This window comes from Brachyspira hampsonii (assembly GCF_001746205.1).
Classification (GTDB): domain Bacteria; phylum Spirochaetota; class Brachyspiria; order Brachyspirales; family Brachyspiraceae; genus Brachyspira; species Brachyspira hampsonii_B.
Genome location: NZ_MDCO01000009.1, coordinates 288,722 through 301,586, shown reverse-complemented (window position 1 = coordinate 301,586; position 12,865 = coordinate 288,722). Strand labels below are relative to the sequence as shown.

General features: G+C 26.5%; 9 protein-coding genes and 1 pseudogene. 4 read left to right on the top strand and 6 right to left on the bottom strand.

Going from position 1 to position 12,865, the window contains the following annotated elements; all coding sequences use genetic code 11:
* Positions 1 to 74 precede the first annotated feature (74 nt).
* Positions 75 to 665, top strand: a complete 591-nt coding sequence (locus tag BFL38_RS06540; protein WP_069726299.1) for a phosphatase PAP2 family protein — start codon at positions 75 to 77, stop codon at positions 663 to 665.
* Positions 666 to 726: 61 nt separating this feature from the next.
* Here the strand turns inward: BFL38_RS06540 and BFL38_RS06535 are convergent, their stop codons facing one another.
* The 3 genes from BFL38_RS06535 to BFL38_RS06525 form a co-directional block, all read right to left on the bottom strand.
* A complete protein-coding gene (locus BFL38_RS06535; RefSeq protein ID WP_069726298.1) occupies positions 727 to 2,403 on the bottom strand; it encodes a VWA domain-containing protein in 1,677 nt (558 codons plus the stop codon).
* Between the two features lie 116 nt (positions 2,404 to 2,519).
* Positions 2,520 to 3,197 carry a hypothetical protein gene (locus tag BFL38_RS06530; protein ID WP_069726297.1) on the bottom strand — a complete coding sequence of 226 codons (678 nt, stop codon included), beginning with the start codon at positions 3,195 to 3,197 and terminating at the stop codon, positions 2,520 to 2,522.
* 378 nt (positions 3,198 to 3,575) lie between these two features.
* Positions 3,576 to 4,907, bottom strand: a complete 1,332-nt coding sequence (locus BFL38_RS06525) for a glucose-6-phosphate isomerase (protein WP_069726296.1) — start codon at positions 4,905 to 4,907, stop codon at positions 3,576 to 3,578.
* Positions 4,908 to 5,024: 117 nt separating this feature from the next.
* Here BFL38_RS06525 and dcd point away from each other — a divergent pair, with 117 nt between their 5' ends.
* On the top strand, positions 5,025 to 5,543 hold the full coding sequence (gene dcd / locus BFL38_RS06520; RefSeq protein ID WP_069726295.1) for a dCTP deaminase: 519 nt from the start codon (positions 5,025 to 5,027) through the stop codon (positions 5,541 to 5,543).
* 626 nt (positions 5,544 to 6,169) lie between these two features.
* Here dcd and BFL38_RS06515 read toward each other — a convergent pair.
* Positions 6,170 to 6,493, bottom strand: coding sequence for a cupin domain-containing protein (locus tag BFL38_RS06515; RefSeq protein WP_008723089.1), 324 nt, complete (start codon positions 6,491 to 6,493; stop codon positions 6,170 to 6,172).
* A gap of 88 nt (positions 6,494 to 6,581) precedes the next feature.
* Positions 6,582 to 9,260, bottom strand: a complete 2,679-nt coding sequence (mutS, locus tag BFL38_RS06510) for a DNA mismatch repair protein MutS (RefSeq protein ID WP_069726294.1) — start codon at positions 9,258 to 9,260, stop codon at positions 6,582 to 6,584.
* Positions 9,261 to 9,388: 128 nt separating this feature from the next.
* On the opposite strand from mutS, the pseudogene BFL38_RS06505 reads away from it, so the two are divergent.
* A pseudogene (locus BFL38_RS06505) lies at positions 9,389 to 10,293 on the top strand (Rpn family recombination-promoting nuclease/putative transposase).
* 66 nt (positions 10,294 to 10,359) lie between these two features.
* Positions 10,360 to 11,613 (top strand): phosphoribosylamine--glycine ligase, encoded by a 1,254-nt coding sequence (purD, locus tag BFL38_RS06500; RefSeq protein WP_069726293.1) that lies wholly within the window; start codon positions 10,360 to 10,362, stop codon positions 11,611 to 11,613.
* A 95-nt stretch (positions 11,614 to 11,708) separates the two neighbouring features.
* Here purD and BFL38_RS06495 read toward each other — a convergent pair whose 3' ends face one another.
* Positions 11,709 to 12,677, bottom strand: a complete 969-nt coding sequence (locus BFL38_RS06495; protein WP_069726292.1) for a leucine-rich repeat domain-containing protein — start codon at positions 12,675 to 12,677, stop codon at positions 11,709 to 11,711.
* Positions 12,678 to 12,865 lie beyond the last annotated feature (188 nt).

Here is a 12,865-nt window from a genome sequence, read left to right as displayed (position 1 = left end):
ATCATTACTAAAAAAAATTATTACATATTTACAATATAATTGTTTTATTAAAAAATTAACTATAGGAATTATAAATGGACATAATAAATATATTTGATAAAAGTATAATAGAGTTTGCTCATAGTTTACATAATAATTACAATATACTAGATATGTTTTTTTCATCAATAACATATTTAGGAGAATCAATTCCTTTGATGATATTTACAATCATATTAATATTTATAAAAAGAACTAGAGTTTGTGGTATTAATATGGCTGTAAGTTTATTTATATCTGTACTTATAGGAGCTATTATATTAAAACCATTAATAGCAAGAGAAAGACCTTTTACAGAGCCAATTTATCAAGAATATTGGATTGCTGTTGGAAAGCATATTGAAACCTCTTTTTCTTGTCCTTCTTCTCATACTACTGCATCATTTGCTGTTCTTTTTCCTATTTTTCTTTATTTTAATAAAAAATATAGTTTTATAGCAGTATTGATTGCTGTATTAATAGGTTTTTCAAGAGTTTATTTAGTAGTTCATTATCCTAGTGATGTAGTATTTGGGGCATTCATTGGAATAACTGTATCTTGTTTGACATATTTTATTTTTAATAAATTAAATATTGAATACAGGCTAAATCAAATTGCAATTATAAATAAATTTGATAATCCATAAAATAATAAAAGCCCAAACCTTATTCGGTAAGGGCTTTTTTCATTATTATCAATATACCTATTTAAAAATTAAAAAAGTATAAATAATCATCAGAAAGATCTTCCTCTTCTTCTATTTCGGAAGCTAATATAAATTCTACAGAAACATTCTTTTCTTTAGCTGTAGATAAATTTAAATCTAAATCAGCTCTTCCTATTACTTTAGAAGGTGCATCTGTAATAACTACTATTAATCTTTTTTGATTTATATACTCAAAAGTTTCTAATGCTTCCTGCAAAGCTTCATACATAGGTTCTGCCTTATCTCCGCCTCCTGCCGCATAGAAATAATTAACTTCTCTATTGATAAAATTAATATTATCACTGAACTCTATTTTTTTTGTAAGATAAGTATCTTTAACATCTCTGTAAAGCAAAAAACCTACTCTTGAATATTTATGATTATCAAATAATTCTGTAACCATACCTCTTATATCTCTTTTTATTGCTTTCAAATATGGATGCATACTTTCTGTAGTATCCAACACTACAACTAAATCGATACTTCCTTTATCTTTATATCTTTCAACAATGCTTTTAAATTTATCACTTAATTCCTCTGCATTTCTTACATAATTATTAGGAGTATTAAATGATTTGCTTGCATTATTTAAGTTATTCATAGCCTCCAAGTTGTAATTATATTTTTCATCTTCAGCAGGCTTTTTATCAATTGCAGGCTCTTCATTAATTACAGGTTTTTCAACTATATTAGCAGAAGATAAAATTTTTATTTGATTGCTTTCTTTCTTAATAGGAACATCTTTTTTTACTATTATAGTATTAGTAGAAGTTTCTATAATTTTATCTGAAGGTCTTATTTTTACTGGTCCCTCATTTCCTCCGCTAGGCATTGGAGGCGGTATTACTTCTTGTTTTACATTTGTAGTTTCTATAACATAATCTATAGGAAAAGTAAAACTTTGACCTTGAGTATTAAATACATTGAAAGATAAATATCTGTCTTCAGGAAGCTGTTTAAAATATGCTTTTATATAAAGTTTTTTACCTAAAGATCTGTTAAATGTATCCTCTAATATAATACCGCTTTTATCATAATTAGCAGTATTTCCATAAGAAGTATCTATCAATTTATATGCCGTATTTGTTCTTCCTTCTCTTACATAAAATGCATATTCTCCGTTATCGCCTCCGGAGTAGTACAAATAAAATGCATACAGATCTCCTTCTTTTTCTACATTTCTAAGTGTTATAGTAGGTGTTGAAATATCAGCATTATTTGCCTTTAATATTATTTCATTATTTATTAAGGTATTATTATTGATATCATAAGCCTCTAAAATAAGACTAATATTATCCCTTAAAGTAAATAAAGAATTATTATTTCTATTATCTAAATAGATATTTTGAGGAATAAATATTTTAAATACTTCTCCAAGTTTATAATGATAATCGCTTTCTTTTATTCTAACTATAGAATTAGAATTGCCGCTGTTATCAATATAAAGATAGGAATTAAATCCGTCTTGTCTTTTTAATTGTATTTTATATCCATATACATTCGGCTTTTTCTTTAAATAAAGCTGATAGCCATTTATAAATTTAACTATTTCTATATCGTTAGTACTGATTTCCAAAGAATAAGTATTTACAGCTATCTGACTATATAAATTTTCTAAAGTAGAAATGAATACTACCGATAAAATAACAAATAAATATTTATATCTTATGTTTTTCATGTTGATACCCTCTTACAAGTTATTATCGGTTTAGGATATCATAAACCTGCATTGTTATGTTAATTGAAATACAATATTTTTAATAATGAGTTTACATAATTATAAAATTGCATATATTACAAAATATTTTTTACTTCAATCACTTCGCTTGATTCCATGAAATTATTTATTGTTACTAATTTTATTGAATGAGTGCCGTCATTAAGTTCGGCATGGGCTATAAAATAATAATTGATTCCTTTTACAACTTGGTTTGCAGCATAAAGTTCAGGTGTATATTTTATATCTTTAATATCTTTAACTGCATTTTTAAATACATTGATAATATTATTAGCTTCTTTAGAATTTGATATATTAATTTTAGCTTCATCAGACGATGTGCATACTATGCCTCCAATACTGCCCTGACTGCTTTCTATTATCTTTTCTAATTTTACTATAGATATTTCATTTGAATTAGATACATTGCATATAATAATTTCATAATATGGAAGTGCTGAAGGATATGTTATTTCACTTCTGCAAATAAAAGCATAGTTTATACCATCACTTAACTGTTTACCAAGATAAAGCATTAACTCTCTTTTTACTCCTAATAGATTTTGCACTGTATTATCAAAAATTGTTTTAATATCTTCATCTACAGCATTTATCTGTTTAGGAGCAATATACCATTCTCCTGTTTTTAATGTTTTTTGATTATCTTGATTTAAATTGTCTGATATCTTTTCCGTTTTATCAGAGCATGATATTATTGAGATAAAAACAGCAAAAAGTATTAATATTTTTTTCATAATGTTTTCCCTTAAAATTATTAATTATATAGTTTATACACTAAATATAAATAAATACAATGTGAAAATAATATCTGAAAAGGATATGAAATAATTTTATTAAAAAATAATTCATCTTAGATGATTAGATATCAATATTATTAAAAATTATTATAATTCAATGATTTTTATCATTGAAATCATATATTGTCATAAAGAAAATAAAGATGCTGTATATATAAAAGAATTTAAAAAATAAATTTGAAATAATATATAAAAAGCAAATAAAAGGTTTAATATATTTTATTTAAGTAAAAAATAATAGATATTTAAAAGTTAAAGCTGATAATAAATAATACTTATTATCAGCTTTATTAATTAATATATTATGATAATTAATTATTTTTCTAATCTAGCTCTTAGAGTTTTACCCATTTCTTCATAACCTTTTTTACCGAGCATAGCAAACATATTTTTCTTATATGCTTCAACTCCAGGCTGATCAAAAGGATTAACTCCAAGCATATAACCTGAGATACCGCATGCTTTTTCAAAGAAATATAAAAGTTCTCCAATAGTGAAAGGAGTAATTTTATCAATATCTACTATTATATTTGGTACTCCTCCGTCAACATGGGCTAATACTGTAGCTTCCAATGCTGATTTATTTATTTCATGCAAAGTTTTTCCGTCTAAATAATTAAGTCCGTCTAAATCTGATGCCTCTTTTTGTATTTTTAAATCAATATCTTCTTTATCAACTCTTATAACAGTTTCAAACAATCCTCTTTTACCGTCCTGTATAAACTGACCTAAAGAGTGCAAATCGGTAGAGAAATCAACAGAAGCAGGGAATATTCCTTTTTTATCTTTACCTTCGCTTTCTCCGTATAATTGTTTCCACCATTCTGATATATAGTGCATTCTAGGTATATAATTAACCATTATTTCTGTGCTGTATCCTTTAGTATAAAGTGCATTTCTAAGCATAGCATATAACATAGAAGGGTTTTTCTTATAATCCATTTCTTTAGTTAATTTAGCCATAGCATCAAAACCTTTAACAAACTCTTCTATATTGATTCCAGCAGCAGCAATAGGTATAAGACCTACAGGAGTAAGTACAGAATATCTTCCGCCTACATCATCAGGTATAACAAAAGTTCTGTATTTATTTTCATTGGATAATGTTTTTAAAGCTCCTTTAGCCTTATCTGTAGTGGCTATTATTCTTTTAGCAGCACCTTCTTTTCCGTATCTTTTTTCAGCATATTCTTTAAGCATTCTGAAAGCTATAGCAGGTTCAGTTGTAGTACCGCTTTTTGATATTACATTAATGTAAAAATCTTTTCCCTCCAAATAATCAAGTAAATGCTTAAAATATTCACCGTTCATATTATGACCGGCATATACGATTTGAGTATTTCCTTTTTTAGCCTGAGAGAAAGGATTTAAAAATGATTCAATTACTGCTTTTCCGCCTAAATAAGATCCTCCTATACCAACTGATACCAATACTTCAGCATTTTCTCTTATTTCTTTAGCTAATTCATCAATTTCTTTAACCATTTTCAAAGCTTCAGTTGGTAAATTAACCCAGCCCAGAAAGTCATTACCAGCACCTTTTTTGTTTTCAAGAAGTTCATTTGCATATTTAGCATGTTCAGAAAGGTATTCTAATTCATGCTCTTGTAAAAATCCTAATACATTTTTATAATTTATAGATAGCATTTAATAACTCCATCATTTTATTTTAGTGTGTAAATTATACTATAATAATACCGAAAAATAAAGAAAATAATTGATAATTTCTTAAATAAAAATATTATAAAAATAGGATACAAATAGATGATTTTGTCTGGGCTTGAAATAGAAAAAAATCTTGGCAGAGATATAATAATAGAACCATTTAATAGAAAACAATTAAATTCAAATAGCTATAATGTGAAACTTCATAATAAACTTTTAGTATACAAAGATAAAATTCTGGATATGAAAAAAGCTAATGATGTAGAGGAGATAATAATACCAAAAAGCGGTTATGAATTAAAACCTAATGAATTATATTTAGGAAGAACTTTAGAGTATACAAGTACCAAAAATTTTGTTCCTATGATAGAGGGTAGATCATCTATAGGAAGACTTGGAATCTTTATTCATATTACTGCAGGATTCGGAGATGTAGGTTTTGCTGGATATTGGACTTTGGAAATTTTCTGCATAAAGCCTATTATAATATATCCTAATGTAGAAATAGCTCAGCTTTATTATCACACTATAGACGGAGAATATGAAGAGTATACGAGCAGTAAATATCAGAATAATACAGATGTTCAGCCTAGTATGCTTTATAAGGATTTTAAATAAACTATGTTTAAAAATTTATTTAACTCCCCACCCTTTAAAGTTTAACACTTTATTCTGCAATAAAAACTTTCTTTGTATTTATTGCTTCTTTAGTAAAAGCATGCCCGCCCAAGCGTTTATTAAATGTGAAGATTTATTTAACGCACGGTTAACTAAATTTTATATGTAATTGAAGTTGAATTGATGATTTTGTTTATGTTTATAATTATATTCTGCGTGCGTTATTATAGTTAAAATTTTAAATAAAACTAGGGTGGGGGTTATAATAAGAGAATAAATCTTATATAGATAATATAATTTAAAATATAAATATAAAGTAAAATAACCTAGAGGGTGGGGAATGTAATAAGGTTTTAAGATTAAATTACATACCCCGCCCTTTATACTTTTTACTTTTTACTTTATTTGACTTTTTAATTCTATTTATATTTTATACTTATACATAAAAAATGATACCCACCCAAGCTATTTTTTATTTTATGGACTTTAACAGCACGCGGTAAATAGATTTTAAACTTATAGTATAAATTTTTATTATGACTAGATTTATTTTTTATAGCTGGTTTAACGCGTGGGCTTAAAATCTAATTATATAAATTAAATAATGAAATATTATAAATATTTATTTATATGAATACCAAAAGCAAATTTGATATACCATTTTCAGAAATTCCTATCATAGAATGAACAGAATGCGGTCTTACTCTTATAATGTCGCCTTCTTCTAAATCTACGATTTCTTCTTCTACTATATATCTTACTTTGCCGCTTAATACTATTACCATCTCTTCGGAAGGATGTTCATGATATGGTATTAATTGATTAGACTTTTGTGCAATGGCATAAACAGTATACCCTTTATCAGATAAAGTTTCTATCAATCTTTCATCATCTTTTACACAGTCAAATTCTCTTTCAGTTGTTGATTTGTAATAGTATTGTTCAGTCATTGTACACCTCATTATTATAGTATAATTTCGGCTTGCAACCTCTTAAAATTGAATTTATAAAAAAATAGCCAAAATCAATATGGTATTTTCATATCATGTTCTTCCATTTGTTAATTAAATTCATAGCATCAATAGGGGTAATATTATTTATATTTAATTCTTTAATTTCTTTTTCTATTTCGCTTTCTTTTATTTTTTCTTCTATATTATCATTATTTGTATTGTCATAAAATGGTAGTATATCCTTTGATTTTTGAGTATTTAATTCTATATTTTCAACCTGTATACTAGCATCAGTTTCAAGTTTTTTTAGTATTTCGCCCGCTCTTTTTATCACTTTATTAGGAGCTCCAGCTATTTTTGCTGCATATATTCCGTAGCTTGACTGTGCTGCACCTTCTGTAACTTTTTTCATAAATATTATTTCATCTTTATATTCTTCAACTAATACTTTATAGTTTTTTACACCTTCTAAATCTTCAAGCATAGTAAGTTCATGGTAATGCGTAGCAAATAATGTTTTAGCTTTTTTATTTTCTTCATGAACTAAATATTCTACTATAGCCCAAGCAATAGAAAGCCCGTCATAAGTAGAAGTTCCTCTTCCTATTTCGTCCATTATCACAAGGCTTTTGTTTGTACAATGATTAAGTATATATGCTGTTTCATTCATCTCTACTAAGAATGTACTCTCTCCTCTTGCAATATTGTCGCTTGCTCCTACACGCGTAAATATTCTATCAACTATAGATATCTTAGCACTTTCGGCAGGTACGAATGATCCAATCTGAGCAAGAAGCACTATTAAAGCGGTTTGTCTTAAATATGTACTTTTACCGCTCATATTAGGTCCTGTAATTATAAGCATATGTTCATTTTTACTGTCCAAGTATGTGTCATTTGGAATGAAACTTTCTGTTTTTAGATTGACCTCTACAACTGGGTGTCTTCCTTCTTTTATATCTATTATTCCGTCATCTGTTATTATTGGCTTAACATAATTATCCTCTTTAGCAAGGCAGGCAAGAGAAGAATAAACATCTATTATAGAAATTACTTTAGCCATTTTTAATATTGAGTTTAAATATTCATTAGTTTTATTTCTTACATCTATAAATATATCATACTCCAAAGCATAACTTTTTTCATTAGCTTCATTGATAATAGTTTCATACTCCATTAATTTGCTTGTGGTGTATCTTTCACTTCCTATTAATGTTTGTCTTTTTATAAAATCGCTTGGTACTGATGAGGCATTTGCTTTGGTTACTTCTATATAATAACCTATAACATTATTGTAGCGTATTTTTAAATTATTAATTCCAGTATCTAATTTATAATTATGTTCAAGTTCTGATATCCAAGAGCGTCCCTCTCTTCTAGCTTCATTATATTTTTTTAATGTTTCATCATAATCATCTTTTATAATATCGCCTTCATTTATAACTATTTTAGGCTCTTCTAATATTGCACGTTCTATCAAATCAGTAATTATTTTTATATCATTAACCTCTTCAAAGTTTACATCCTCAAAATTGTTCATAGCAAGTTCGGTTATAACCTCAAGTGAAGTTACTAAAAATCTTTTTAATGATACAAGCTCTTTAGGGTTAATCCTTGAAAGTGCTAGTTTTGATGCAAGCCTTTCTATATCTCCAATATCCTGAAGTAAATCTCTTATTTTATACATAAACTTTTGATTTTTATAGAAAAACTCCACATTATCAAGTCTTTTATTTATATCATTAATATTTAATAATGGCTCTACTATTATTCTTTTTAAATATCTCGCTCCCATAGAAGTTTTTGTTCTGTCTATAGTGTCGAACAATGTCATTTTATTATTATCATTTCTTATTGTTTCTAATATTTCCAAACTTGCTATTGTGGCATAGTCTAAAGTCATTGAATCTTTTCTATTATATAGTGTAATATTGGATATATGTTCAAGTGAAGTTTTTGAAAGCTCTTGAATATAAAATATTGTTGAGCCTAAAAGCGATATTAAAAGAGGTTTTTCTTCTATACCAAAACTTTTTAATGATACTGTTTTGAAATGATTAGTTAATGTTTTGTATGCATAGGAGTATTCAGCCGTATAATTTGCTGTTGTACTATAAAATATATTTGAAAACTTATTTTTTATCTCTTTTATAATTATACTTTCTGAAACGGATTCTATAGTCATAATTTCTTTAGGAGAAAATCTTATAATCTCTTCTGTAAGTTCATTAATAATTTCTTTTACAGCTTCATTTTGATTTTCTAAGTTAGAATTTATTTCTGAAGCATAAAGCTCTCCTGTAGAAATATCGCATATAGATATAGCAGCATTTTTCTCGCTTTTTGAAACTATTATAGAAGCTAGATAATTGTTGCTTTTGGATTCTAAATATTTATTTTCTGAAATAGTACCAGGTGTTATAACCTGAGTAACTTCCCTTTTTACAATGCCTTTTGCTGTTTTTGGGTCTTCCATTTGATCGCATATAGCAATCTTCATTCCAGATTTAACTAATTTTGATAAATAATTGTCTATAGCATGATAAGGAACTCCAGCCATAGGAACATTAGCTCTTTTTGTAAGAGTAAGTCCTAATATATCAGACACCACTTTTGCATCATCAAAAAATACCTCGTAAAAGTCTCCCATTCTAAAAAGAAGTATACTGTCATTGTATTTATCTTTAATTTCTTTATACTGCCTCATCATAGGTGTGAGTTTTTGATTTTCTTCTTTTTCGCTTCCAAAAAATGTTTCCTGCATTATATTTATCCGTTTATAATTTTTTTGATTAGTATAATATATTTTTATTCTTTAATCAAATTTGAATTTTATTTGCTTTATATGATTATAGTATTTGACAAAGAATAAAAATTCATTATAATAATTTTATGGAATTGAAATCAAACAATAAAAATTTTAATGTACTTAATGATTACTTTGTACGCTATCTTTTAGGTTCTATTGGAAATGAAGATATTCTTGAAAATATAGTTAATTGCGTTCTTAGAGATTCAGGCTTTCAAGAAGTACATAATTTAGAAATAATTAATCCTCATAATCTTCCTGAAAATATTAATCTTAAAGAATATGTTCTTGATGTTAAAGCAATTACTAAAGATAATAAAAAAATTATTATAGAAATACAATTATCTGGAAATATAGATTTTGTAAAAAGGATATTTTATTATATATCAAAAAATATTGTTAGTGAATTAAATGAAATGAATCTTATGATATTATCAGTCAGGTAATAAGTATTAATTTTGTGAATTTTAATATGGACTTTTATGATGAAGGTAAGGCACACAGATGTTTTAATCTTATAGATACTTAAAATCATCAGGTATCATTAGATATGATGCAAATGCATATAATAGAAGTACCAAGATTTATAAAGGTACTTAATAATTCAAATATAGATGATATCAAGAGAAATAAGATATTATCTTGGATAGAGTTTTTTACAGTTAAGGATTTAAATAAAGAAGTTAAAGACAAATTAAAGGAGGTCAATGATATCATGCCTAAAGTAATAGATAAATATGAAAGATTTATATCAAGTGAAAAAGAAATGGAAGTTTATAATGCTAGGGATGCTTTTTTATATGGACAAACTTTAATGTTAAAGAGGGAGAGAGAGGAAGGAATAAAAGAGGGTATAGAACAAGGTATAGAAAAGGGTGAAAAAAATAAAGCTTTAAGCATAGCTAAAAGCCTTAAAAAATCTGGTTTAGATATTAAGTTTATCAGTAATAATACAGGTTTGAGTATAGAGGAAGTAGAAAATTTATAATAAAAAATATCTATATATATTTATAGAAAATGTTTTTTATAAAAATAAAAAAAATAAGGAAAAAATATGAAAATATTAGTTATAGGCTCAGGTGCCAGAGAGCATGCCATTTGCAATAATTTGAGTAAAAATGAAAGAGTATCAAAAATATATTGTGCCTTAGGTAATGCTGGAACAGCCAGAGAAGATAAATGCGAAAATGTCAAAATTTCTGCTATAGATGAAATATTAAATTTCGCCAAAAAAGAAAATATTGATTTAACTATTGTAGGAAGCGAAGAGATGCTTGTATACGGAATAGCTGATAAGTTTGAAGAAAACGGATTAAAAATATTCGGACCTAATAAGCAGGCTGCTATACTTGAAGGCTCCAAAGTTTATGCTAAAAATTTCATGAAAAAATATGGTGTAAAAACTGCTGAATATGAAACATTTACAGAATATAGTAAAGCGAGTGAATATTTAAATAAATGCAGTTATCCTATAGTTATAAAGGCGAGCGGACTTGCTTTAGGTAAAGGCGTTTTAATATGCCAAGATAAAAAAGAGGCTCAAAATGCCTTAGAAGATATAATGGTTAAAAAAATATTTAAAGAAGCTGGAGATGAAATAGTAATAGAAGAGTTTTTGGAAGGTGTTGAAGCATCTATACTTTCAGTAACCGACAGCAATGTTATAATACCTTTTATATCTGCTAAAGATCATAAAAAGATATGTGATAATGATACTGGAAATAATACAGGAGGAATGGGAGTTATTGCTCCTAATCCATATTATACAAAAGAAGCAGAAGAATTATTTATAAAAGATATATTAGAGCCTACACTTAAAGGTATAAAGTCCGAAAAAATGTCTTTTGCAGGCATAATATTCTTTGGTATTATGATAACAAAAAAAGGTGTATACTTGCTAGAATATAATGTAAGAATGGGAGACCCTGAAACTCAGGCAGTGCTTCAGATTTTAGATACTGACTACTTATCTATTATAGAATCAGCTATGAAAAGAGACTTATCAAGTTTAAATATCAAATGGAAAAACAAACATGCATGCTGTGTTGTAATGGCATCTGGCGGATATCCAGCAAGCTATAGCAAAGGATACAAAATAGAAGGCATTGAAAATATAAAAGGTAAATGTTTTATTGCTGGTGCCAAAATAGATGAAAATAATAATATTGTTACTGACGGAGGACGAGTTCTTAATGTTGTTAATATAGCGGATACTTTAGAAGAGGCTAGAAAGTTAACTTACGAAGATATAGAGAAAATAGATTTTAAAGATAAATACTATAGAAAAGATATAGGATTAATAAAATAAATATTTTAAAAATTAAATTGACTAATATAATGAATTTTATAATTTTGGGTTTGTATTAAGAAATATAATACTTAATATAAACCCAAAATCTTATATTATTCTCTTACAATATTTACAGATGGATCTAAATTTAAAGCAGTTCTCCAAGTCTCATCTGAAGCTGTACTGCTTGATGGTATATATACTGTTTTTAAACTGCATCCTACAAATATATTATTTGCAATAATCATTGATGAAAGATCATTATTTAAGAATCTTACACTTTCCAAATTTTGGTCATAATAAAAAGCATATTTTTCTATTACCTTTACAGATGCAGGTATAGTTATTGTATTTAATAAATTACAGCTTTCAAACATACTATCAGATATGGTATATAAATTATTAGGTAATTTTATGTATGTTAAATTATCGCAGTCGTGGAATGCTGATTTGCCTATAGAAGTTACAGAATCAGGAAGTTCTATACTTTCAAATCCGCATAATGAAAATGCTAACTCATCTATAACATTTAATGAATTAGGTAATTTCAAAGTTTTTAAATCATGACATCCCACAAATCCTCTTCTGCCTATCTTGGTTAATGTATCAGGAAGATTTATATTTGTTAATCCCGGACAATAAAAAGAATATTCACCTATCTCTGTTATTGTATCTGGAAGTATTATTTTTTTTACTGATTTATTAATAGCATTTGCTCCCAATAAATAATCTTGTATTTTATTGTTAGGAAAATCTACATATTTTAAAGATACTTCAATTTCTATGTTTTCCAAAGAAATATAATCAAGCATTTGAGTAATTGAACTCCAAATATCATATTTTTTAGTTGATGTTCCTTTAAATATTAATTTATATTTTCCATTATTGTTATTAGCATATCGTACTAATGCTTCTTCCATATTTTGAGTATTAGCCTCATCTATTTCTAGTCCGTACTCCAAATATTCTAAATATTCATCATTAATATAATTATTATTATATGATGCAGGAGTGATGCTGTTTCTGCATGATAAAAATAGCGGTATTAATAGTATTATAGTTAATAAGATTATTTTTCTCATATTAATATTATAACAATTATTTAGAATTATTGCCAATAAAAATATAATTATTATTATAAATTTGTTTTTTACTTATACTGAATCCCGCCCTTTAGGCTTTTTGAATTTATATTTTATTTTTGTATTATATTTCTTTTTTGTTTATAATTGAAATTACAGCACCCACCCAAAATTTTATTAAGTTTATA